Annotated in this window: 21 protein-coding genes; 11 read left to right on the top strand and 10 right to left on the bottom strand. The window is 70.4% G+C overall.

Annotated features, from left to right (window positions below; translation table 11 throughout):
- Nucleotides 1-87: 87 nt before the first annotated feature.
- Together ACWDUM_RS15765 and ACWDUM_RS15760 are read left to right on the top strand one after the other, a co-directional pair.
- Complete coding sequence (locus tag ACWDUM_RS15765; protein WP_450134666.1) at nucleotides 88-876, top strand: hypothetical protein; 789 nt, start codon at nucleotides 88-90, stop codon at nucleotides 874-876.
- On the top strand, nucleotides 873-1,334 hold the full coding sequence (locus ACWDUM_RS15760; RefSeq protein ID WP_450115963.1) for an RDD family protein: 462 nt from the start codon (nucleotides 873-875) through the stop codon (nucleotides 1,332-1,334). The genes ACWDUM_RS15765 and ACWDUM_RS15760 overlap by 4 nt, the downstream gene beginning before the upstream one ends.
- On the opposite strand, the gene ACWDUM_RS15755 is transcribed toward ACWDUM_RS15760, so the two are convergent.
- Nucleotides 1,324-2,718: a GH1 family beta-glucosidase gene (locus ACWDUM_RS15755; RefSeq protein ID WP_450134665.1), complete on the bottom strand. Its 1,395-nt coding sequence runs from the start codon at nucleotides 2,716-2,718 to the stop codon at nucleotides 1,324-1,326. The two genes, ACWDUM_RS15760 and ACWDUM_RS15755, sit on opposite strands and share 11 nt — an antisense overlap.
- Nucleotides 2,719-2,831: 113 nt before the next feature.
- Between ACWDUM_RS15755 and ACWDUM_RS15750 the strand changes: the two genes are divergently transcribed.
- From ACWDUM_RS15750 to ACWDUM_RS15740, 3 genes are read left to right on the top strand one after another with little or no spacing between them, the layout of a single operon-like run.
- Nucleotides 2,832-4,022, top strand: coding sequence for an MFS transporter (locus tag ACWDUM_RS15750; RefSeq protein ID WP_450115961.1), 1,191 nt, complete (start codon nucleotides 2,832-2,834; stop codon nucleotides 4,020-4,022).
- Nucleotides 4,023-4,081: 59 nt separating this feature from the next.
- Nucleotides 4,082-4,519 carry a hypothetical protein gene (locus tag ACWDUM_RS15745; RefSeq protein ID WP_450115960.1) on the top strand — a complete coding sequence of 146 codons (438 nt, stop codon included), beginning with the start codon at nucleotides 4,082-4,084 and terminating at the stop codon, nucleotides 4,517-4,519.
- Nucleotides 4,516-5,046 carry an N-acetyltransferase family protein gene (locus ACWDUM_RS15740; protein WP_450134664.1) on the top strand — a complete coding sequence of 177 codons (531 nt, stop codon included), beginning with the start codon at nucleotides 4,516-4,518 and terminating at the stop codon, nucleotides 5,044-5,046. The genes ACWDUM_RS15745 and ACWDUM_RS15740 overlap by 4 nt, the downstream gene beginning before the upstream one ends.
- Here ACWDUM_RS15740 and ACWDUM_RS15735 read toward each other — a convergent pair.
- Nucleotides 5,043-6,125 (bottom strand): NAD(P)H-dependent amine dehydrogenase family protein, encoded by a 1,083-nt coding sequence (locus tag ACWDUM_RS15735; RefSeq protein WP_450134663.1) that lies wholly within the window; start codon nucleotides 6,123-6,125, stop codon nucleotides 5,043-5,045. The two genes, ACWDUM_RS15740 and ACWDUM_RS15735, sit on opposite strands and share 4 nt — an antisense overlap.
- A 23-nt stretch (nucleotides 6,126-6,148) precedes the next feature.
- On the bottom strand, nucleotides 6,149-7,162 hold the full coding sequence (gene zapE, locus ACWDUM_RS15730; RefSeq protein WP_450134662.1) for a cell division protein ZapE: 1,014 nt from the start codon (nucleotides 7,160-7,162) through the stop codon (nucleotides 6,149-6,151).
- Between the two features lie 34 nt (nucleotides 7,163-7,196).
- Here zapE and ACWDUM_RS15725 point away from each other — a divergent pair, with 34 nt between their 5' ends.
- From ACWDUM_RS15725 to msrB, 4 genes are read left to right on the top strand one after another with little or no spacing between them, the layout of a single operon-like run.
- A complete protein-coding gene (locus ACWDUM_RS15725) occupies nucleotides 7,197-7,958 on the top strand; it encodes a pyrimidine reductase family protein (protein WP_450134661.1) in 762 nt (253 codons plus the stop codon).
- A 3-nt stretch (nucleotides 7,959-7,961) separates the two neighbouring features.
- Entirely contained in the window at nucleotides 7,962-9,527 is a 1,566-nt protein-coding gene (locus ACWDUM_RS15720) for an alpha/beta fold hydrolase (RefSeq protein ID WP_450134660.1), read from the top strand.
- Between the two features lie 56 nt (nucleotides 9,528-9,583).
- Entirely contained in the window at nucleotides 9,584-10,822 is a 1,239-nt protein-coding gene (locus tag ACWDUM_RS15715; protein WP_450134659.1) for a glycosyltransferase family 87 protein, read from the top strand.
- A 28-nt stretch (nucleotides 10,823-10,850) separates the two neighbouring features.
- Entirely contained in the window at nucleotides 10,851-11,300 is a 450-nt protein-coding gene (msrB, locus tag ACWDUM_RS15710) for a peptide-methionine (R)-S-oxide reductase MsrB (RefSeq protein ID WP_450115953.1), read from the top strand.
- A 256-nt stretch (nucleotides 11,301-11,556) separates the two neighbouring features.
- Here msrB and ACWDUM_RS15705 read toward each other — a convergent pair whose 3' ends face one another.
- The 7 genes from ACWDUM_RS15705 to hemE form a co-directional block, all read right to left on the bottom strand.
- On the bottom strand, nucleotides 11,557-12,750 hold the full coding sequence (locus ACWDUM_RS15705) for a serine hydrolase domain-containing protein (RefSeq protein WP_450134658.1): 1,194 nt from the start codon (nucleotides 12,748-12,750) through the stop codon (nucleotides 11,557-11,559).
- Nucleotides 12,751-12,944: 194 nt separating this feature from the next.
- Nucleotides 12,945-13,796, bottom strand: a complete 852-nt coding sequence (locus ACWDUM_RS15700) for an SDR family oxidoreductase (protein ID WP_450134657.1) — start codon at nucleotides 13,794-13,796, stop codon at nucleotides 12,945-12,947.
- 128 nt (nucleotides 13,797-13,924) lie between these two features.
- On the bottom strand, nucleotides 13,925-16,201 hold the full coding sequence (locus ACWDUM_RS15695) for a molybdopterin-dependent oxidoreductase (protein WP_450134760.1): 2,277 nt from the start codon (nucleotides 16,199-16,201) through the stop codon (nucleotides 13,925-13,927).
- Nucleotides 16,202-16,254: 53 nt separating this feature from the next.
- Nucleotides 16,255-17,385 (bottom strand): endonuclease/exonuclease/phosphatase family protein, encoded by a 1,131-nt coding sequence (locus ACWDUM_RS15690; protein ID WP_450134656.1) that lies wholly within the window; start codon nucleotides 17,383-17,385, stop codon nucleotides 16,255-16,257.
- 158 nt (nucleotides 17,386-17,543) lie between these two features.
- Nucleotides 17,544-18,239: a hydrogen peroxide-dependent heme synthase gene (gene hemQ / locus ACWDUM_RS15685; protein WP_450134655.1), complete on the bottom strand. Its 696-nt coding sequence runs from the start codon at nucleotides 18,237-18,239 to the stop codon at nucleotides 17,544-17,546.
- Nucleotides 18,240-18,243: 4 nt separating this feature from the next.
- A complete protein-coding gene (locus tag ACWDUM_RS15680) occupies nucleotides 18,244-19,596 on the bottom strand; it encodes a protoporphyrinogen oxidase (protein ID WP_450134654.1) in 1,353 nt (450 codons plus the stop codon).
- A complete protein-coding gene (hemE, locus tag ACWDUM_RS15675; protein WP_450134653.1) occupies nucleotides 19,593-20,690 on the bottom strand; it encodes a uroporphyrinogen decarboxylase in 1,098 nt (365 codons plus the stop codon). The genes ACWDUM_RS15680 and hemE overlap by 4 nt, the downstream gene beginning before the upstream one ends.
- A gap of 306 nt (nucleotides 20,691-20,996) precedes the next feature.
- Here hemE and ACWDUM_RS15670 point away from each other — a divergent pair, with 306 nt between their 5' ends.
- Together ACWDUM_RS15670 and ACWDUM_RS15665 are read left to right on the top strand one after the other, a co-directional pair.
- Nucleotides 20,997-21,572: a DUF3000 domain-containing protein gene (locus ACWDUM_RS15670; RefSeq protein ID WP_450115971.1), complete on the top strand. Its 576-nt coding sequence runs from the start codon at nucleotides 20,997-20,999 to the stop codon at nucleotides 21,570-21,572.
- Nucleotides 21,573-21,638: 66 nt separating this feature from the next.
- A complete protein-coding gene (locus tag ACWDUM_RS15665) occupies nucleotides 21,639-23,084 on the top strand; it encodes a WS/DGAT/MGAT family O-acyltransferase (RefSeq protein WP_450134652.1) in 1,446 nt (481 codons plus the stop codon).
- Nucleotides 23,085-23,088 lie beyond the last annotated feature (4 nt).

The following is a 23,088-nucleotide window of genomic DNA, read 5'->3' as shown; positions in this document are numbered from 1 at the left end:
TCTGTGTGCGTCACAACCCCGACCCGGTTGCGAATCGGGTATGTACTTGGTGGAGACAGACAATCGCTGCGTCGAGAGGACACCACCATGGTCACCGCATCCGGCGCTCACCCGCCGGTGGCCCCCCAGGCCGGTGTCGGGCGAGACGCCGACGCATTGCTTTTCGCGGTCGGCGCTGCGGCCCGCGCCGTCGACCTCGTCCGCTGGTCCGCCCGGACCACCCTGGACACCGTCCGTGTGGTCCCCGGGGTGGGTGGACTGATCGACTCCGTCACCACGACCACGATCGACCGCGGCGAGGCGCTGGTCCGCACCGCAACCGCGGCGGCTCGTACGGTGCTGCGGACCGTCGTCCGCGAGGTGGTGGCGGCCGCGCTGCTCGAAATCGATCTCACGAGCATCGTCCGCGACCACGTCGACCTCGACGCGATCGCGGAGGGCATCGACGTGGACGCCGTCGCGGCCCGCATCGACGTCGACGCAATCGTTCGCCGAGTCGACGTCGACGACGTGATCCGCCGGGTGGACCTCGACGCCGTCGTCGACACCGTGGACCTCGGCAGGCAGGTCGACCGGGTGGACCTCGACGCCGCCGCGGCCCGCATCGACATCGACGCGATAGCGCGGCGGATCGACATCGACGCGATCATCGCGCGGGTGGATCTGCTCGGCCTGGCGAACGAGGTCATCGACGGTGTCGACCTGCCCCAGATCATTCGGGACTCCACGGGGTCACTCTCCGAGGAGGCGGTGCGCGGGGTGCGCAGTCAGGGCATGCAGGCCGACGATGCGGTCGCAGGCTTCGTCGGTCGACTGTTCGGGCGCGACCGGCACAATCACGGATACCCGGCCGGCGACGCGGGGTCCGAACTGTGACACACGATCTGCCCGAACGCCGTCCCGCCGGAATCGTGACCCGCGTCCTCGCCGCGGCCATCGACCTCGGTGTGGTGCTGGCGCTGCTCGGGCTCGGGTACCTGTCACTGGTCTTCGTCCGCCTGCTGCTGTCGCCGCACCAGTTCACGTTCCCCGAACCCGCGCCGCTGTTTTCACTCACCGCCTGGCTGGCGACCTCGGTGGTGTACCTGACCGGGTGCTGGGCCACGACCGGCCGCACCGTCGGATCACTGGCGATGGGACTGCGGGTGACCACCCGCGAGCACCGCCGGGTCGGCTGGCCGATCGCCGTTCTGCGGGCCGTGACGTGCGTGTTCTTCCCGGTCGGGCTGCTGTGGGTGGTCCTCGACCCGCGACGACGCTCGGTGCAGGACATCCTGCTGCGCACCGAGGTCGTCTACGACTGGCGGCAGGACCTCGACGCCGTCACTGCGTGATCGTTCGACTCTCCGCGTGCGCGGCGATCAGGTCGCGGTACCAGAAGTAGGAGTCCTTCGGGGTTCGCTCGAGGGTGTCGTAGTCCACGTGCACCAGCCCGAACCGTTCCCGGTACCCGGCCGCCCACTCGAAGTTGTCGAGGATCGACCAGACGAAGTAGCCGCGCACGTCCACTCCGGAGTCGATCGCGGACCGCAGCGCATGCAGGTGGTCGCGGTGGTAGTCGATGCGGCGCTGATCCCGCACGCGTCCGGCACCGTCCGGGTCGGCGTCGTGGAAGGATGCCCCGGATTCGGTGATGTAGATGGGAGGAAGGGCGTCGCCGTACCGGTCGGCGAAGGTTTGCACGATCTCGCGCAGGCCGTCGGGAACGATCGGCCACCCGAAATCGGTACACGGGTAGCCGTCGAGCGCGACCGGCTGGAACGGCATGCCGGGCGGCAGGTCCACCTCGAGCACCCCGGTGCTGCCCTCGTCCGACGTCGGTGCCGCGATGACGGTCGGCTCGTAGTAGTTGATTCCGAACCAATCCAGCGGCTGCGCAATGATTTTCAGGTCGTCTTCGACCGGGCCCTGGAGGATCGCGGCGAGTTCGGGCGCGGAGTAGGCGCCGCGCAGGACCGGGTCCGCGAACGTCCAGTTGACGATGTGGTCGTAGATCTCGGCGGCTTCGACGTCTGCGTCGGCGTCGCTGGCCGCGTGGACCGGGGCGTGGTTGGATGCGATGCCGATGTTGTCGCACCCCGCCGCCCGCAGCGCCTGCACCGCCAACCCGTGCCCGAGCAGTTGGTGGTGGGCCGCCTGCAGGGCGCCGAACCCGAGTTGGTGGCCGGGCGCGTGCACGCCGAGCGCGTGGCCGTAGAGGGTGTGCACGACGGGCTCGTTGAGCGGCATCCACATGTCGACCCGGTCCCCGAGCCTGCGGCCTACGATGTCGGCGTACTCGGCGAGGCGGGCGGCGGTGTCGCGGGCGAGCCATCCGCCGGTGTCCTGCAACGACTGTGGGAGGTCCCAGTGGAACAGCGTCACCGCCGGAGCGATCCCGGCGGCACACAGTTCGTCGATCAGGCGGTCGTAGAAGTCGAGACCGGCCTCGTTGACGGCGCCGCTGCCGGTCGGCTGGACCCGCGGCCACGACACCGACAGCCGGTACGCGCCGGCGCCGAGTTCACGCATCAGCGCGACGTCCTCGCGATACCGGTGGTAGTGGTCGATCGCGACCGCGCCGCTCTCGCCGCGCACGATCGCGCCCGGCCGCTCGCAGAACTCGTCCCAGATCGACCGGCCCCGGCCGTCGACGTCGACGGCGCCCTCGATCTGGTAGGCGGCCGCGGCGACCCCCCACAGGAAGTCGTTCGGAAGCATCGGTTCGGCGACAGTCATGGACGGAGTCTGACCGTTTCCTGGACGCACGTCCAGTGTGGTGTTTCAATTCGTGAACAACTGCCCGCTCGATCACTGATGTCGGCGGGCCCGGCGAAAGCACTTACGACCTGATGACGCACCCCACGCCCGAGCACCGCAGCGCCCGCGTGTCCACCGCGGGGGCGTTCGCGCTTCAGGGTTTCTTCCTCGCGGTCCTGCTGACCCAGCTCCCCCAGTTCAAGGACAAGTTCGGGTTCACGGACACGACGATCGTCGTCGCCGTCGTCACCGTCTCGCTCGTCGCCGGCGTCGGCAGCGTGCTCGCCGAGTTCGTGGCCACCCGCACGTCGAGCAGGACCACGTTGCGCGCGGGACTGTCCGTGATCGCGGTGGCAGGCGCGGGTATCTCGTTCTCCCACAACACGGTTGCATTCTTCGCCGGCTTCGCCGTGTACGGGATCGGTCTCGGCATGGTCGACGCCGCCGCCAACATGCAGGCGGTCGCGATCCAGCACCGGTACGGCCGGTCGATCCTGTCGTCGTTCCACGCGGTGTGGAGTGTCGGTGCGATCGTCGGCGCCCTTTTCGTCTCGGCCTGCGCCGGACTCGACGTGAGCCTGGGGGTGTCGCTGCTCGTCGCCGCCGCGGTCGTCGCGGTCGGGACCGCGCTGCTCGGCCCCCGGCTGCTCGTCACCGGTCACGAGAAGTTCGACTCCCCCGCCGCCCCGCTGTCCGTGCCGCTGCGTCCGTTTCTCGCGCTCGGCGTCGCGATGGCCCTGTTCTTCGCAATCGACTTCGCCGTCGGCAACTGGTCCGCGCTGTACCTCAAGGACCTGCTGCTGGCCAGTGCGAGCACCGCGGCCCTCGCGGTGGCCGCCTACCAGGGCGCCGGGCTGGTGTCCCGCCTGACCGGCGACTTCTGGGTGCGCCGATACGGCGAGATCGCGGTGGTCCGGGTCGGCGCCTCCATCGGCGCGATCGGACTGCTGGTGGTCGTGTTCGCGACCGGTCCCGCGATGGCCATCGTCGGGTTCCTCGTCGTCGGTCTCGGTGCACCGGTCGTCGCACCGCTGTGCTTCAGCGCGGCCGGACGTCTCGCCCCGCCCGACCAGACAGATGCCGTCGTGGCACGCCTGAATCTGTTCAACTACGCGGGGACGGTGATCGGCGGCGGCATCGTCGGGGCGGTCGCGGCGGTGTCCAACCTGAGGGTCGGCTTCGCGATCCCACTCGCGTTCGCCGTCGCCCTGATCGTTCTCGCGCCTGCGTTCCACCCGGACCGCGTACGACGGGCTCCGTTCTCCGCGGACCGCGCCGGATAGCGAGGCAACCCGGGACACCGACTTCCCCTGACCGCTCCGGGTAGTGGTTGACTGGCACCATGCCGAACTGGGGCTGGCTCATCGTGATGCTCGTACTCGTCGACGTCGCCGTCGTCACCGTGTGGTTGCTGACTCGCCGCAAGACCCCACTCCCGAACCCGCACAACCCCTTCATCCGGGGCCTCGACCTCGGGACCCGAGATCGGATCGAACGCCTCGTCGCCGACCACCAGCAGGTTCATGCCATCAAGCTGCTGCGTGAGCGCACCGGACTCGGGCTCGCCGACGCGAAGGCGGCGATCGACGCCGTCACGCGCGGCGAATGGGTTCCGACCGCAGGGCCCGACAGTGTGCCACCCAGCGGGGGCTGGTCCGACCTCGCGCCGGAACTGCGGGCACTGAAGGACGCGGGCCAGGAGACGAAGGCAGCGCGACTGCTCTGCGAACACACCGGGATGAGCCTGCGCCAGGCCAAGGACACGGTGGCGCAGCTGTGACCGTCACCGTCTCCGCCGCCGCCGCCTCCGACGCCGCCGAACTCGCCGCCGTCGCCGCGGTCACCTTCCCGCTCGCCTGCCCGCCGTCGGTCACCGCCGACGACGTCGACGACTTCCTCGCGACGGTGCTGTCCGAGCAGCGGTTCACCGAGTACCTCGCCGCGCCCGACCGGACGGTGCTCAAGGCCGTCATCGACGGCAGCATCGTCGGGTACGCGATGCTCGTCGACGGCCTCCCGGACGATGCGGACGTCCGGGCCGCGGTGACGGTGCTGCCCACCGTCGAGATCAGCAAGCTGTACGTACTCCCCGATCACCACGGCGAAGGGGTGTCGCACCACCTCATGGACGCGGCCCTCGAGCACGCCCGCAGCGCCGGGGTCGCCGGTGTCTGGTTGGGCGTCAACCAGGAGAACCTTCGGGCCCAACGCTTCTACGCGAAGCAGGGCTTCGGCCGGGCGGGGACCAAACGCTTCAAGGTCGGTGACCAACTGCACCACGATTTCGTCCTGCAGCGAGGTTTCTAGCGCGGCCCCAGCTTCGGGTGGGCACGGCCGGTCATCAGCGGCAGGTCCAGGTAGGTCTTGATGCCCGGTTCCGCGCGGCACACGTACGGCACCGAGTTCACCAGGTGATTGGCGGTGGCGACGATGCCGGGGTTGGGGTCGGCAGGAGCGGAGCGACCGGGGTGTTCCGCTCGGGCGATCGCGTCGGAGTTGAACCCGGTGAACGTCATCAGCGAACTCGGGGTGCCCTCGATCGCCACCTCGTAGCGTTCCCCGGCCGGGCCGAGCGTCCACGGCGGATCGAGGTATTCCTCTCCCATCAGCCAGTTCACCGCGACCCGCGCGACCGGCTCGCCGTCGATCAGGGCGTCCCACCGGAAGCGTTGCCCGGCAACGGCTCCCGGTTCGATCACCCCGAGCGGGCTGTCGATGGGCGCCGTCGCCACCGCGATCTCGTGGCCGGTACGGATCTCGGCGCCCGGGTCGAATCCCATGCCGTCGAGGATCAGCCGCAGCGACTGGGTGAACCCACCGGTCAGCAACCCGAGCATCGGACCGTCCGCGGCTTCCTCGGGCGTGCCGCCGAATCGCATGACCCACCGCAGCACATCCGGTGCCGCGTACCCGCGCAGATCGGAGAACTCCTCGGCGCGGACGAAGGTGACGGCGGACGTCATCGCGGACAGCGCGAGCGGGAACAGGTCGGTGATGCCACCGGGGTCGATGCCGGTGCCGTGCAATGTGACCCCCGCGTCGCGGGCGGTCCGCTCGAGTGCGGCGTCGCGCTCGGCGGGACGGAACCAGCCGAGTGGGGTGACGACGTTCTTGCCCGACGCCAGCAGGGACGCGACGACCTTCTTGTCCGCGACGAGCGGGCTGTAGATCACGCAGTCGGCGTCGAGCGCGTGCAACGTGTCGGCGTCGTCGGTCGCCAGGACACCGACGGGGTCGCCGCCGATCAGCTCGCCGACGTCCCGCCCGGACTTGTCGGACGAATGCACCCAGCAGCCAACCAGTTCGAGTTCCGGATGCCGAAGCACCGCCTCGATCGCCGCTTTCCCGACCCCACCCGTCGCCCACTGCACCACGCGAAACGTCATGGCGCAGATGGTAGGTGCGAAGGCTAGGCCGGGACCTCGAAACGCGACAACGCGAGCAGACGCGAGGTGGCGCGCAGGTACTTCTTCTTGTAGCCACCGGCCAGCATCTCCGGGGTGAAGATCTCGTCGAGCTTCGCACCGGAGACGGTCACCGGGATGCTGGCGTCGTAGAGACGGTCGGCAAGGACCACCAGGCGCAGTGCCACCGACTGGTCCTGTGCGGGGTGCACGCCGTCGAGGAACACCGCGGTGACGTCCTGGATCAGCTTGTTGTACCGCGACGGGTGCAGGGTGCTCAGGTGCGTGCACAGCTCGTCGAAGTTGTCGAGGGTCGCCCCCGGGGTGGACTCGGCGCGCTCGCGCAGCTCCTCCGACGAGATCGGCTCCGGAGCCGGCGGCAGGTCGCGGTGCCGGTAGTCGGGGCCGTCGACGCGGATGGTCTCGAAGATCGAGCCGAGCTTCTTGATCTCGCGCAGGAAGTCCTGGGCCGCGAACCGGCCCTCACCGAGCTGGCCGGGCAGGGTGTTCGACGTCGCGACGATCGACACACCGCGGGCGGAGAGCTCGGTCAGCAGCCGGGACACGAGCATCGTGTCGCCCGGATCGTCGAGCTCGAACTCGTCGATGCACAGCACACTGTGGCTCGACAGCTGCTCGACGGCGTTGTTGAAGCCGAGCGCACCGACGACGTGGGTGAGCTCGACGAACGTGCCGAACGCCTTCGGGCTGGGCGAGCTGTGGAAGATCGACGCCAGCAGGTGGGTCTTGCCGACACCGAACCCGCCGTCGAGGTAGAGGCCGGCGCCGGTCGACGGCGCCTTCTTGCCGAAGAGACCGCGGCGGCCGCCGGAGCGAATCTTCGCGACCTTGCCTGCGAACTCCTCCGCCTTGCGGACTGCGGCGGCCTGGCTCGGCTCGTTCGGATCGGGGATGTACGAGCCGAAACTCACCTCGTCGAACATCGCCGGCGGGACCATCTGCGCGATCAATTGGTCGGCAAGGACCACCGGATTACGATCGACAAGGCGCTGTTGCATGTAAACAGCGTATCTACGTGCTGTTATCGACAGTATGCGCCGTATCGATAATGAGGGATACCTCACACCACTCCGCGACGAAGAGATCCGCGGGCTGTACCCCTACCCCGCGGACCGTGGCGCGCCGTCGATCAGGGTGAACTTCGTGTCCAGCATCGACGGCGCCGTGGCCACCGACGGTACCTCGGGTGGGCTCGGCACGCCCGCAGATCGCCGATTGTTCACGATCCTCCGCGAACTCGCGGACGTGATTCTCGTGGGCGCGTCCACGGTGCGGACCGAGAACTACGGCGGCGCGGCCCCTGACACCGACGCCCGCCGCAGGCGCGTCGAGCGGGGGCAGGCACCGGTCCCGCCGATCGCGGTGGTCACCGCGAGTGCGCACCTCGATCCGAGCTCACGACTGCTGACGGACACGGAGGTCGCGCCGCTGATCCTGACCGGCACCGAGGCACCCGCCGAGCGCACCGGCGCCCTCACCCGGGCCGGGGCCACCGTGCTCGAAGTCGGCGAGCGCAGCGTCCCGACCGCAGGAATCCTTGCCGCGCTCGCCGAACGGGGGCTGCACCGGGTGCTGTGCGAGGGCGGTCCGACACTGTTCGGGCAGTTGCTCGCGGACGACGCCGTCGACGAACTGTGCCTGACCACGTCACCGGTTCTGGTTGCGGGCCCCGCGGGCCGGATCACGGCGTCCGCGGCGGCGACGCCGCGCCCGATGCGCCGTGCGCACGTGCTCGCCGACGACGACGGCACGATGCTGACCCGCTGGGTGCGCGAGCGACCTGGCAGGCTGTGACGCATGCGCACACTGGGGTTGGCGGCACTGGTCATCGCGCTGTGCACGGCGTGCGGCGCGGGGCCCAGCGTGCGGCCCGACGTCGCGGTCGTCGAACACCGCGACCGCGCGACCACCGAGCCGAGCGGCGACCTGCCCGGATCGGTGCCGGACCTGCCGGTCCCGGTCCACGACCTGGACTGGCGGGACTGCACGCAGTCGACACTCGACGTGCTCGGGTTGGGCCCCGGACCGGCCGGGCTGGTTCTCGAGTGCGCCGAACTGGCCGCGCCCATCGACGCCGACAGTGCGATGCACGGCGCGTTCTCCCTCGGCGCACTGCGGGCCCGCCTGCCGCAGACCCCGACCGACGCCGCTCCCCTCGTCCTGACGTCCGGCGCCGACCGCTCATCGACCGGCACCCTCGCCGCGCTGGCCGCGGCTCCGATCGGATCGCTGCTCTCGACCCGACCACTGGTCGCGCTGGACCGGCGAGGCATCGGCACCTCGACGCCGATCGAGTGCACCGATCCGATGACCGCGGAGCTACGCCGCGCGATGCTCGACCTCGGCCAGTTCACTCCGCCGCCCGTCGCCGGCGGCGATGCCGTGGACACCGTCCTTGCGCTCGGCCGGGACGCCACCACCGCGTGCACCGACTTCCTGCAACCCCACGAGCTGTCCTTCGACTCCCCGCACGCCGCCGATGATCTCGACCAGCTGCGCCGCGCATGGGGTGTGGACCGGATCGGCGTGCTCGCGACGGGCAGCGGGGTGGACGTCGCGCTGGCGTACGCGTCCGAGTACCCGGACGCGGTGGGCAGGCTGGTCCTCGACTCCCCCTCCGTCGTCGGCGCGGACGCGGCGACGGGCGCGGAGTCCGTGGTGCGGGGCCGCGAGGCGGCCCTGACAGGCTTCGCCCGGCAGTGCGTGGCACTCGAATGTGCGCTCGGTCCGGATCCGGTCGGCGCGGTCACCGATCTGGCGAACCGGGCCCGACGCGGCGATCTCGGGCAGGTCTCGGCGAACGCGCTGCTCACGGCGCTCACCGACCGGTTCGGTTCCCCGCGCGGCGACGTCGGCACCCAGGTCCGCGAGTTCGCGGACACGCTCGCCGCCGCCGGCCGTGGCGACACGAGCGCCCTGCAGCGGCGGATCGACGCGGCCGCCGCCGCGACGCGCACCGACGGACAGTTCGTCGCCCGGTGTTCGGACGGCCGCCAGTGGCCGACGCCGGGTCGGGTGCGGGAGCTGATGACCGACTGGGGTCAGCGGTATCCGGTGTTCGGTCCCGAGGGCGCGCTGGACCTGCTGCTGTGCGCATCGTGGCCGACGACCCCGCCTGCGCCGGCCCCGAATGCCGCGACGGCAGCCACCCTCACCGTCGCCGGCGCCGCCGACCCGGTGGCCGGTGACGGTTCCTCGTCCGCGACGGGCGTGCTCGCGGCGGTCGGCACACCCACTGCGACCGTCGCGTGGCTCGGATCCGGGCATCCGGCGCTGCCGCACTCGGAGTGTGCGCAACTCGCGGTCGCCGGGTACGCGCAGGCCGGGATCCTGCCGCCCGACGGCGGAGCCTGCCCGGGCTGAGTTCGAGGTGGGTGTCTTGGGTGGTTCACCCCCTCCGGTCGGGTACCGTGCCACCGGTGTTCCTTCGACAGCTCGAACCACGCACCGCCCGGACGACAGCCGAGGTGGTGAAGTTCGCGCTGTGGCCGCTGGCGATCATGACCGTGCTGCATCGAGTGCTGGTCAAGGCCGTCAACGGAGCCCGCACGGATGACTTCACGCCGGTGTACAAGGCGGCGCTGGCGTTCCTGAACCGGCAGCCGGTGTACACCGCGAACTTCAACTGGGTCGACCCGCACTACCTGTACGCGCCGAGCGGCACCCTGCTGCTCTCGCCGATCGCGATCATCGACCCGGAACGGTCGCGTTGGCTGTTCATCCTCGGCAACGCGGTCGCGGTGATCATCGCCGGCTACCTGCTGCTGAAGATGTTCGGGCTCGCCCTCGACTCCGTCGCCGCGCCGATCCTGCTGCTCGGCATGTTCGCCAGCGAGACCGTCACCAACACGCTCGTCTTCACCAACATCAACGGGCTGATCCTCCTCGGCGAGGTGGCGTTCCTACTGTTGCTGCTGCGTCGCCGGGACGCCTGGGCCGGTGTCTCGATCGGGCTGACACTCGCGATCAAACCCGTTCTCGCACCGCTGCTGTTGCTGCCACTGGTGACGAAGCAGTGGCGTGCCCTCGTCACGGCGGTCGGCGTCCCTCTCGTGCTGACGGCGATTGCGTGGCCGCTGTCCGCGGACCCGATGGAGTTCGTGCACCACACGCTGCCGTACCTGATGGAGTCGCGGGACTACTTCAATTCGGCGATCGTCGGCAACGGCGCCTACTACGACCTGCCGACCTGGATGATCCTGGCGCTGCGGGCGATCTTCGCAGTGGTGGTACTGGTGTCGCTGTGGCTGCTCTACCGCTACTACCGGGAGGACCGGCTGTTCTTCCTCACCACCGCGACCGGCGTGCTGATGACGGCGTACTTCCTGATCGGCTCGCTCGGCCAGATGTACTACTCGATGATGCTCCTGCCGCTGCTGATGAGCGTGGTGCTGCGCAACTCGGTGATGCGGAACTGGCCGGCCTGGCTGGCGGTGTACGGGTTCATGACGTTCGACAGTTGGCTGTCCGGCCGCTTCCCGGCGACCGGGCGGGCGGCGGAGTACATGAAGACCACCCTCGGCTGGAGCCTGCTGCTTCTGGTGATCTGCGGTGTCCTCGTGGCCCGTTACCTCACCGCGAAGCGAGAGGGCCGACTCGACCGCGGCATCGACCCGGTGTTCGACGAACCCGAACCGGAGAAGGTTCCGGTCGGCTGAACCGGCGCACCGTGAGTAGCGTGGTGCCATGACTTCCGACACCGGCCGCGGCGCGGCCTCCGACGACACCGGCCGCGGACCCGGCTTCGAGCTCACCGACGCGCAGTGGCGCGAGAAGCTCACTCCCGAGGAATACGTGGTGCTCCGGCAGGCGGGCACCGAGCGTCCCTTCGTCGGTGAGTACACGGACACGAAGACCGTCGGCGAGTACCACTGCCGGGCGTGCGATGCGTTGCTGTTCACGTCCGGGGAGAAGTTCGAGTCCCATTGCGGCTGGCCGTCCTTCTTCGACCCCGCCGACACCGACGCGGTGGTCCTGCGCGCGGACGACTCGCTCGGCATGCGCCGGGTGGAGGTGCTGTGCGCGAACTGCCACAGCCACCTCGGCCACGTCTTCGAGGGCGAGGGCTACCCGACCCCCACCGACCAGCGGTACTGCATCAACTCGATCTCGCTGCGCCTGGTTCCCGCCGAGTAGGCCGCCACTGGGACTGCGCGGAGCCCCGACGGCGGGGACGATCGGACCATGACGGAAACCACCCGCAAGTCCACGGTCGGCCGCGAATGTCGAACTCGCGCAGGCACTCACCCCCGCCCTGCTCGACCTGTCACCGGATGCGGTGGTGCTGCGCGACCAGGGCGCTCGAGGTCCCGCTGTCCTCCGATGAGGCCGACGGTCTGCTGGCCTCCGCCCGCGCGCTGCGCGAGGTCCAGGCCGCCCTGGGTCTGTGAACTCAGCCCGCGTAGATCTTCTCGATCAGGCCCTTCGCGATCGTCGAGGCGGGATCCTGGCCGTTGGCGCCTGGCGCCAGGTTCGCCCACACGACCAGGGTGACACCCGTTTCCGGGTCGGATCCCATGAACGAGTTGTACCCGGGCAGCTCACCGGTGTGCCCGTACATCGGCCCCATCTTCGCGATCCCCCAGCCGTAGCCGGCGGCCTCGGGATTGCTCGGGTCGGTCGGCTTCACGCTGGCGATCCGCTTCGCCTGCATGTCCGCGTCGAGCACCTTGCCGCCCGCCAGCGCCTCCACCCAGGTCGCGAGGTCGTTCGCGGTGGAGATGCCCTGTCCGGCCGCCCACGTCCACGACGGGTTCGCGTTGGTGACGTCCTTGGGCGCGAGGGTGCCGTCCTTCGCCGCGGCCTGCATGTCGGCGGGCAGGGCCGGGTCGGTGAGGGTCAGCATGTTCGAGCCGAAGAAGTACCCGTGCGAGTACGGGTTGGGGATCGCCGTGTCGGCCGCGTCGGGGAACGAGCTGCTCGCCAGCTCCGCGGGACCGAAGATCCGGTCCCGGTAGATCTGCGGCAGCGGCTTGCCGTCGAGCTGCTCGGCGATCAGGCCGAGCAGCACGTAGTTGGTGTTCGAGTAGTGGTAGCCCTGGCCGGGCGGGAAGTACGGCGGGTGCGCGAAGGCGAGCGCAAGCAGCTGATCGGGCGTCCACACCCGCTGCGGGTCGTTGTCGAGCGCCTCGTTGAGTTCCGGGGTCTCGCTGTAGTTGTACAGGCCGGACCGCATGTCCAGGAGCTGCTCGATGGTGATGCCGTCGCCGCCGGGAACGTCCGGCCGGTACTTCGACACCGGATCGGACACGGCGATCTTTCCTTCCTGCACCATCTGCAGGATCACGGTGGCTGTCCACGTCTTGGTGTTGGAGCCGACCCGGATGTGGTCGTCGAGGCTCGCCGGTGCGCCGCCACCGCGTTCGGTGGTCCCGTAGGTCGCGGTGACGGTGCCGGTCGGGGTGCGCAGCAACGCGACCGCGCCCGGGAACAGGAACTCCGTCGCGCCCGTCTCGAGCGCCGCCTGCAGCGTCGCCTGGTCGATCGTATGAGTCGCCGCCCCGGTACCGGAGGGCGTCGTCCCCGATGCGGACGCCGACTCCGAGCCACCCGAGTCGTCGGAGCAGGCGCCCAGGAGAAGTGTCACAGCGAACGCGGCGCAGGCCGCACGGGCGGGTCGCCCCCGAAGCAGCCGGGCGGGCCGCCCGCGAAGTGCTCGGTCTCGTCGTCCCCGAAATGCACCGTTTCGGCTCATGAACGTTCACCGTACGCCGTACAGCGGCAGGGCGCCGGGTTCTCGGGCGGCCGCGACCGGATCGCGGTGGCGGCCGGTCGCCGCTGCTACCGGCGGGAGAACGCCCACATCCGCCACAGGTAGCCGCCGATCCGGCGGATCGGCACCGACCGCGGCCAGTCCGTCGGGCGGAAGTAGGCGTCGGATCCGCCGTCGACGAACACCACGCTGCCGCAGAGGAACTCGGCCGCCTCCGACAGCATGAACACCGCCCAGTCGGCGAGATGGCCGGGATCACCGAAGCCGCCTACGGGCACCGGGAACCGGTTGATCAGCTTCGCCTCGGCCGGGGTGGCCAGCTGACGTTCCAGCAGCGGCGTGAGGATCGCGCCGGGAGCCAGCGCGTTCAGACGGATTCCCGCGCCGGCCCACTCGGGGGTGACCGCGGCGCGCCGCACCCACTGGCTGACCGCGATCTTCGAGGCGGCGTACGCGAGCGGCGGGGCCGCCTTGCCGAGGAACCGCAGCGAACGGACTGCCCGGTCCGCGTCGCCGTCCAGCAGCGCGCGCACGGTCCGGCGCGGAACCGCGGGCGTGGTGGTCGTCGAGTTGCTGGAGAAGACCACGACCTTGGCGTTCCCGGCCGCGGCGAGGGCGGGACGCCACGCCTGCAGCAGCTCCACCACTCCGAGGTAGTTGACCTGCGCGATCATTCGGGGCCGGTCCGGGTCGGGCGTGGGTCCCAACCCTGCCGCCAGCACCGCCCCGTCCAGCCGCCCGCCGGCGGCCGCGAGCACCTTCTCTGCCGCCGCGCGACGACCCTCCGGAGTGGACAGGTCGGCGACGACGTCCGCACCGGCGATGTCGACGCCGACAACCGTGTGCCCGGCCGCGGTCAGCCTCTCGACGACCGCGTTGCCCATTCCCGATGCGGATCCGGTGACCGCGTAAACCCCCATTGGCGTGTGTGCCCTCTCCCGTGATGTCGTCGCGGACAGGTCGTCCGGCATGTCCATCCTGCGGGGTGGGCCGTTCGCGTGACCACGATTCGGGCGGAGAATCCCGTAGAGCGGTCACATTCGCCGCATCAGCGCGACCGGACCACCGGCGGGTCGTAGGCCCGGATCGGCGGCAGCTCCCCCTCGAACTTCTCGATCTCCACCAGCACGTGCTGGCCGGTGCTGCCACGCGCCAATCTCGATGTCCCGATGTCGGGGGTGAGCACGTTCGGATTGCCGTGCACGCACAGCGAATTCGGATCGGCCGGGTCCAGCGGGTCGTACCAGGCCCCCGTCGACAGCTGCACCACGTCCGGCAGCATCTCGGCGTCGAGCACGACACCCGCCAGGCACGCGCCGCGGTCGTTGAACACCCGCACCACGTCGCCTGCGGCGACACCCCGCGCGTCCGCCGCATCGGGATGCATCCGGATCGGCTCTCGCCCGCGAATCTTCGACGCCTGACTGGTACGCCCGTGGTCGAGCTGGCTGTGCAGGCGGGTGCGCGGCTGGTTCGCGATCAGATGCAGCGGATAGGTCGCCGCGCGCTCACCGCCGAGCCATTCCTGCGGCTCGTACCAGGTGGGGTGCCCGGCGCAGTCGTCGTATCCGAAGCCGTCGATGTCGACGGAGAAGATCTCGATCTTCCCGCTCGGGGTACGCAGCGCGTTGCGATCCGGATCGGCGCGGAAGTCCTCGAGCAGCGTCAGGCCGTCCTCGGTGCGCATCTCCACGTGACCGCGGGACCGGAACTCGTCGTACCCGGGTGCCTCACCGCCGTCCGCGAGGACGAAGCCGCGCCACTGCTCGTAGAGGTGCTCGAGCCACTCCCCCGACGTGCGGCCCTCGGTGAAGCGGTGCCCGAACCCGAGCCGGTGCGCCAACGCGGAGAAGGTGTCGTAGTCGTCACGCGCGTCGGCATACCTCGGCGTGGCGGCCTGCATCGCCACCAGCAGCGGGTCGTTGCGGGTGCACGAGAGATCGTCGCGTTCGAGCGCGGTGGTCGAGGGGACCACGATGTCGGCATGACGGGCCATCGGCGTCCAGTAGGGATCGTGGACGACGATCGTGTCGGGCCGGGCCAGAGCCCGGCGCAACCGGCCGAGGTCCTGGTGGTGGTGGAACGGATTCCCGCCGGCCCAGTAGACGAGCCGGATGTCCGGGAAGGTGCGCCGTTCGCCGTTGTAGTCGTACTCCTGCCCCGGGTTCAGCAGCAGGTCCGAGATCGCGGCCACCGGAATCGAATCCGGCACCGGATTCTGGCCTTGGAACAGGGTGGGCAGCGGGTACGGCACCGGGGCGAGGCCGGGCTCGTTCATCGAGCCGTAGCCGTGTCCGAAGCCGCCTCCGGGCAGGCCGATCTGGCCGAGCATCGCGGCCAGGGTGACGCCCGCCCAGGGTGCCTGTTCGCCGTGCCGGACCCGCTGCAGCGACCACGTCACCGTCACCAGGGTGCGGCCGGCGGCCATCCGGCGCGCGAGGTCCACGATGGTCTGCGCGGGCAGGCCGGACAGCGCCGCCGCCCACGCGGGATCCTTGGCGACGCCGTCGCTGCGGCCCAGCAGATAGTCCTCGAACTTGTCGTAGCCGACGGTGTAGCGGTCGAGGAACGCCCGGTCCGCCAGCCCCTCGGTGGCCAGCACATGGCCCAGCGCCAGCATGATCGCCACATCGCTGCCGGGCCGCGGCGCCAGCCACCGCGCCGCACCGTGCATGTCGTCGCGCAGCGGGCTGATCGAGACGATCTCACCGCCGCGGGCGCGCAGCGCGTCCAGTGCGCCGCGGGTCGGGTGGTTGCTGGTGCCGCCGTCGTTGACGGCGGTGTTCTTGAGTGGCACGCCACCGAAGCACACCATCAGGTCGGTCTCACGGGCGATGACGTCCCAGTTGGTGGCGCGGGCGAACAGTTTCCAGTGGGTGCCGATCACCCTCGGCATGATCACGCCGGTGGCGCCGAGGGAGTAGCTGTTCTCGGAGCGGGTGTAGCCGCCGAGCATCTTCAGGAACCGGTGCACCTGGCTCTGCGCATGATGGAACCGGCCGGGCGACGACCAGCCGTACGAGCCGCCGTAGATCGCGCGGTTGCCGTGGGTGTCGACCACCCGCCGCAGTTCCCCGGAAAGCAGCTCGGTCAGCTCCGCCCAGGACACGGCGACGAACTCGTCGGCACCACGCCGATCGGACGGCCCCGGGCCCCGTTCCAGCCAGCCGCGGCGCACCGCAGGCCCGGCGACCCGGGACCGGTGCCGCACCGAGCCGATCGCGTTGGCCAGCAGCGGCGACGGGTCGGCGTCACCGGCGAACGGGTGCACGGCGATGACGTCACCGTCGACGGCTTCCGCCTCGAACATCCCCCAGTGCGCCATCTGCTGGCGCCGTACCGGCTCCGAAGTCACGGTGGCCAGTGTGCCACCGGCCCCTATTTCAGCTTGAGCTCGGCCACCACGCCGGCGTGATCGGACGCCCACAGCGGCGCCGGTGAGGCGCGGAACGGCTCCGCGCCGACCAACGTCGCATTCTTGGCCTGCCAGTCGCCCTTGGTCAGGACCAGATCGATCCGGGTGCCGTTCTCCGAGACCGGGTTCGTCAGCAGCTCGTTCTGGCAGCAGGTCTGTCCGGCCGCCGAGCGGTTGGCGGCGGGCCACGCGTCGACGAGACCTCCGGCGATCAGGTTCGCGTAGGTGGGCGTCGTCGTGCCCGCGGCATCGGAGTTGTAGTCGCCGACGGCGATCACCGGCAGCGGACTCGAGTTGACGATTCCGAGCGCCTCGGCGCCCTGCGCGACCTGGATGGCCGGCGCCGGGGACTCGGTCTCGAGGTGGGTGTTGAAGAACCGGAACGCGGCCCCGTTCACGGTCGCGTCGACGGAGGTCCAGCCGCGGGTGAAGGTCACCGGCCTACCGGCCGCGGTGGGCACGGTGAGCTGCGCGGCGTAGTGGCCGTTCTGCGGGTTCGACGTGGCCACCCCGGAGCGGGCCAGGATCACGTCGCGGTCGGTGAGCCGGATGTCCGACAGCGGCAGGCCGACCGCGGGATTCACCGGCGCGGCCGGGTCCAGGTACGGGGCCTCGACGTCCGCGTTGGTCGACGTCGCGACCGCGGTGTAGGACAGGCCGCGTTCGGCGAGTTCGGTCTGCAGGATCGCGAGGAAGTCCTGGAACGGGGTGGTCGCGTTCGGCCCGTTGAGGTCCGACGGCGTCTGGGTCCGCCAGAGCGAGACCTCCTGGAGCCCGACCAGATCGGGGCCGCTGCGCTGGATCTCGGTCGCCAGCGCCTCGGCGCGCGCCGGGAAGTCGGTGTCGATCACGTTCTGCCGGGCCCTGGTGACCGCCTCGACGAACTGTGGGAACGTCGTCGCGGTCACGATGTCGGTCAGCCCCGTGCCCAGGTACAGATTCCTGGTCATCACGGTGACCTTCTTGTTGTTCGGCTCGCCCGGCGGGGTGCCGTTGTTCGGTGCGGCCGCCGCCGGTGCCACGGCGGTGAACACTGCGGCGAGAGCGAGAACGACGCTCAATCGCCTGGTGACCTGGGAGAAGCGATGCGACATGGTGGGTCCCTCCGTGGTGGCCTGCCCTGTACACCCGACGACGGCACCTCAGCCCATGCAGGTGGGGTACCGCCGTCGTTCCACCACGGAGAATGTCACATCACGGCCCTGGCGCGGCCGGAAACGGCATCCATCCGTCCCGGCCGCCGGGGCGTCCCTCAGGGCAGGGAGTTGACCAGCTGCTCGACCGACACGCGCGGGCCGGTGAAGAACGGCGTCTCCTCGCGCACGTGCATGCGGGCCTCGGTGGCGCGCAGGTCACGCATCAGGTCGACGATCCGGTCGAGTTCGGGAGCCTCGAACGCGAGGATCCACTCGTAGTCGCCGAGCGCGAACGCGGGCACGGTGTTGGCGCGCACGTCCGGGTAGCCGCGTCCGGCCTTCCCGTGATCGGCGAGCATCGTGCGGCGTTCCGCCTCGGGCAGCAGGTACCACTCGTAGGACCGGACGAACGGGTACACGCAGATGTAGTTGCCCGGATCCTCGCCGGCGATGAACGCGGGGACGTGACTCTTGTTGAACTCGGCCGGACGGTGCAGTGCGACATTCGACCAGACCGGGTCGCTCGCCTGGCCCAGGTCGGTGGTCCGCCGGAAGTCGGCGTACAGCTTCTGCAGATCCTCGAGCTTCTCCGCGTGGGTCCAGATCATGAAGTCCGCGTCGGCGCGCACGCCGGCGACGTCGTAGATGCCACGGACGACGACGTCCGTGTCCTCGAACGAGTCGAAGAAGTCCTGGGCGTTCTTCACCGCGGCGGCGCGGTCGTCACCGAGGACACCGGGCTGGACCTGGAACACCGAGAACATCGCGTAGCGCAGGGTGGAATTGAGCTTGTCGTAATCGAGGCGTGCCATGGCCCTATCCTGCCACCCGCGCCGCGAGCCGCGTCGCCGCCGTGGTGGCGGAGGCGACACAGGCAGGCACGCCGACGCCGTGCAGCATCGCGCCCGCGATCTCGATGCCGTCGACTCCCGCGATCGCCGCCTCCAGGCGGTCGACGATCTCCAGGTGCCCGGCGCGGTACTGCGGGAGCCCTCCGTGCCACCGCTGGACGAACGCGGCGACCGGTTGGTCGGTGACCCCGGTGACGGTCGCCAGGTCGGCGCGGGCGAGGGTGATCAGCTGGTCGTCGTCCGCGTCGACGATCGCCGCGTCACCGAACCGGCCGAAGGACGCGCGGGCGAGCGTCACCTCGCGCTGCGCCAGGTGCGGCCACTTGCGCGACGACAGCGTGAACGCCTTCGCCGCGAGATCCTCTCCCGTCGCGACGAGGATCCCCGAGTTCTCCGGCAGCGCAGCTGTTTTCGGCAGCGCAAGGGCGACGACGACGGACGACGCGAGCGGGATGCGGGCGGCCTGCGCGGACGCCTCCGATGCCGCGTCCGCGAGCAGGGTGGCGGCCCGGTCCGCGGGCAGTGCCACGATCACCCCGTCCACCTCCCCGACCGGATCCAGCGACCAGCGGTCGCCCGCGGGACGCAAGCCGGTCGCGGGGGTGCGATCGAGGAACTCGGCACCCGACGCCGTCCGCAGGGCGTCGAGCAGCACCCCGTAGCCACCGCGCAGCGTGCCGAACACCGGCGCGTCCGACTGGGGCGGCAATGCCGTCCGGACGGCCTCGGTCAGGCTCGTCGCGCCCGCGTCGAGTGCCGCGGCGAGCGCCGGGACCGCGGCCCGGACACTCGCGGTGTCGGACAGGCCCGAGTACACCCCACCGAGCAGTGGGTCGACGGACCTGCGCACCACCTGTTCACCGAAGCGGGCGCCGACGAGGGCCGCGACCGAGACGTCGCTGCCGCGGTCCCACTGCAGCGGCGTGGACGGTTCGCCCTCGATCCGGGCCAGCGTGGCGGCGTCGACCAGACCGGCCAGCGAATCGGCCCGCGCGGGAATGCCCATCAGCGTGCCGGTCGGCAGCGGGTGCAGCCGGCCGTCCGCCCAGAGCAGCGGTCGCGCTCCCGAAGGATTCTCGACCTGATCGGTCAGGCCGAGTTCGGCGAGCAGCGCGGGCACCTCGGGCCTGCGCGCGATGAACGCCTCGGCGCCGACGTCGACCGGGTCACCGGCGATCGGGACGGTGCGCAGCTTTCCGCCGAACCGGTCGGACTCCTCCAGCACCAGGATCCGGGCGTCCGGGCCGAGCCGGGTCCGGAGCCGGTACGCCGCGGCGAGTCCGGAAATGCCGCCCCCGACGACCGCAACGGTGGTCACAGCGAATGCACCAGCTCCACGACGTCGGTCAGGACCGCCGGATCGGTGTCGGGCAGCACGCCGTGGCCGAGGTTGAAGATGTGCCCGGTGGCGCCGGCCGCGAGGGCCCGGTCGGCCTCCCCGGCGATGCGGCGCACCTCCTTCTCGATCGCGGGCCAGCCCGCGAACAGCACGGCCGGGTCGAGGTTGCCCTGCAGCCCCTTCCCCGGTCCGACCCGCCGGACGGCCTCATCGAGCGGGACCCGCCAGTCGACGCCGACGACGTCGGCGCCGGCCTCCCCCATCACCCCGAGCAGTTCGCCGGTGCCGACCCCGAAGTGGATGCGCGGCACCCCGGCCTCGGCGATCTCGGCGAACACCCGCTGCGAGTGCGGGAGCACGAACGTGCGGTAGTCGGCCAGCGACAGCGCTCCGGCCCACGAGTCGAACAGCTGGATCGCGTCGACGCCGGCGTGCAGCTGCGCCTTGAGGAAGGCGATGGTGGTGTCGGCGAGGGCGCCGAGCAGCGCGTGCCAGGTCTTCGGGTCGGAGTGCATCAACGCCTTGGTGCGCTCGTGGTTGCGGCTCGGGCCGCCTTCCACGAGGTACGACGCCAGCGTGAACGGCGCGCCCGCGAACCCGATCAGCGGGGTGCCGCCGAGTTCGGTGGTGAGCAGCGAGATGGCCTCGGTGACCGCGCCGACCTCCTCCGGACGCAGCCGAGGCAACGCCGCGACGTCGGACGCGGTGCGCACCGGGTTCGCCACGACCGGGCCGGTGCCGGCGACGATGTCGAGATCGACCCCGGCGGCCTTGAGCGGAACCACGATGTCGGAGAACAGGATCGCGGCGTCGACCTTGTGCCTGCGGACCGGCTGCATGGTGATCTCACAGACCAGTTCGGGGTTGAAGCACGATTCGAGCATGCCGATGCCTGCGCGGATCTCGCGGTACTCGGGCAGGGAACGCCCGGCCTGACGCATGAACCACACCGGACGGTGGACGGGCCGGCGACCCGATGCGGCCGCCAGGAGCGGTGCGTCGGTCAGGCGCCTGCGGTACGGATACCGCGCCCCGGTGGCCATCGCCGAATTCGTGTCTTCCAGATCGCTCATGTGTCCCAACGCTCGTCGCCCGATTCGTCCTGTGGTGGCCATGCTGCCAGACGCCCGCGTGCGACACCCAAAGACGGCGGCCCACTCGACCGGCGCGACGGTGCACGGTGGCGCCTCGACGCACCTCCACTGTTGGACCTCGGGTCCGATCTTCGATCGCACGCTACGCTCTATTACCGCACGTCTCGGCCCGAATCTTTTCCGCAATACCTGTCAGACGACAGTTTTATTTGCCGGGGCTCACCCCCGGACCGGCGCGCCTACCGCGCGGCCCGTCGGGACCGGTCTACCGTCCGACTGGTGACCATGTCCGGACCCAACGCCGAGCCAGCGCAGTTCCGCAGCGCCGTCGAGTCGATGCACACGGCATCGGTCCATCCGCAGATCGAGATCGGCCCCATCCGCCCGCCCCAGCGGCTGGCCCCGTACAGCTACGCGATCGGCGCGGAGGTCCGGCACCCGGACTCCGACATCGTCTCCGAGGAATCCGAGGGTGACGCGTTCGGCCGGCTGATCCTGCTGTACGACCCGGCCGGGGACGAGGCATGGAACGGCACGATGCGGCTCGTCGCATACATCCAGGCCGATCTCGAAGCGGACCTCGCCGCCGACCCGCTGCTGCCGGAGGTGGCGTGGAGTTGGCTGGTCGACGCGCTCGACGCCCACCACGAGCACGTGACCGCGCTCGGCGGCACGGTCACCGCGACCAGTTCGGTCCGCTACGGCGACATCGCCGGACCCCCGCGGGCGCACCAACTCGAACTGCGCGCGTCCTGGACTGCCGCGACCGCATCGCTCGCCCCGCACGTCGAGGCGTTCTGCGAGGTACTCGCAGCCGCAGCGGGCCTGCCCCCGGCCGGGATCACCCAGCTCGGTCGCTGAGGTGGCATCGGTCACCGCCTGTCCGTTCGCCGGTCCACACGCCGGCACCCGCTTTAGCATGTACCGATGGAGAGACTGAGCGGTCTGGATTCCACGTTCCTCTACCTCGAGACACCCACGCAGTTGCTACACGTGTGCGGCCTTGTGATCCTCGACGTCTCGACCGTCCCCGGCGGCTACAGCTATCCCGCCTTCAAGGCCGAACTGGCGGATCGCCTGCGCGACATGCCGAGTTTCCGCCGCAAGCTGTACGACTCGCCGTTCAACCTCGACCATCCGGCCTGGATCGACGACACCGACTTCGACATCGACCGGCACCTGCACCGGGTGGCGGTACCCGCGCCGGGCGGTCGCGACGAACTCGAGGAACTGTGCGGCCACATCGCCAGTCAGCAGATGGATCGCACGATCCCGTTGTGGGAGATGTGGGTGATCGAAGGCGTCGCGGACGGGTCGGTCGCGCTGATGACGAAGATGCACCACGCCAACGTCGACGGCGTCACCGCCGCGATGGTGCTCGCCCAGCTGTGCAGCCTGACCCCCGACGCGCCCCGGCCCGAACCCGACCCGGAGCAGCGCGGCGCGGGGCCCGGCGGCACCCTCGACCTGGCGGTCAGCGGGCTGATCGGGTTCGCCACCCGGCCGTTGAAGGTGGTGCGGGCACTGCCGGGCGGAGTCACGTTGCTGCCCAAGTGGATCCGCCGGGCACGCCGCGGCGAGGCGATGCCCGCGCCGTTCACGGCGCCGCGAACCTCCTTCAACAGCGCGATCACCGGGCACCGCACCGTCGCTTGGGCGCAACTCGACCTCGAGAAGGTGAAGCTGGTCAAGAACACCTTCGACGTCAAGGTCAACGACGTGGTCACGGCGATGGTCGGCGGGGCGCTGCGCCGCTACCTCGAGGCCCGCGACGAACTGCCGGACAGCTCGCTGGTGGCGATGGTGCCGGTGTCCGTCCACGATCTCTCCGATCGGCCGGGCACCAACCAGCTCTCGGGGATGTTCACCCAGCTGGGCACCCAGATCGCCGATCCGGTGGAGCGGCTGATGCAGACCAACAGCCACAACACGATGGTCAAGTCGCACAACGCGTCGCTCGGCGCGACACTGCTGCAGGACTGGTCCCAGTTCGCGGCCCCCACCCTGTTCGGCGGCGTGATGCGGGCGTACGCATCGCTGCGTCTCGCGGAGCGTCATCCGGTGGTCACCAACCTGATCACCTCCAACGTGCCCGGACCGTCGGTCCCCCTGTATCTCCTCGGGGCCCGGATCACCGCGATGTATCCGCTCGGCCCGATCTTCCACGGCAACGGCCTGAACGTGACGGTGATGTCGCTCGACGGCAGCCTCAACGTGGGTCTGACCTCGTGCCGGGAACTTGCCCCGCACCTGTGGGACCTCGCCGACGCGTTCGAGCCGGCACTCGACGACCTGGCCGCCGCGGCGCGCGCGAAATCCCGGAAGCGACCCCGAAAAACGACCCTCCAGCAGCCTCGAACCGTGGAGCCGTAAAGTC

The organism is Rhodococcus sp. NPDC003322, from assembly GCF_053589555.1.
The sequence above is the reverse complement of the archived record's forward strand: the minus strand, read 5'-3'. Positions and strand labels throughout refer to the sequence as shown.